A 341-nucleotide genomic window follows, 5' to 3' on the forward strand; every position below is an offset into this window, starting at 1 on the left:
ACAGCGCTTCTAGAACATAAAAGAATAATTGGCCCTAAAAAGGATGTGAAAGAAGTTCTCAATGCAATTGAAATTTATGAACACCTGGAAAATTACAATGCTTTTGATGAGAAATCATTTCTAAAATGTCATAAACATTTAATGAAAAACCTAATTGAAGATGCCGGGAAATATAGAAAACAAGGTGTTGGCATAATGAAGGGATCAGAGGTAGAACACTTTGCTCCGCCATATCAAAATGTCCCCTTTTTAATGAAAGATTTATTTGATTATTTGAAGAAATCAGAAGAAATAGAACTTATTAAAAGTTGTGTTTTTCATTATGAAATGGAATTCATTCA

The 341-nt window shown here is 30.5% G+C and carries 1 protein-coding gene; it reads left to right on the forward strand.

Annotated elements, in window-relative coordinates:
• A partial coding sequence (locus I6U49_RS16855) for a Fic family protein (protein ID WP_198629701.1) occupies nucleotides 1–341 on the forward strand: 341 nt, incomplete at both ends.

This window comes from Salegentibacter maritimus, from assembly GCF_016236915.1.
Lineage (GTDB): Bacteria > Bacteroidota > Bacteroidia > Flavobacteriales > Flavobacteriaceae > Salegentibacter > Salegentibacter maritimus.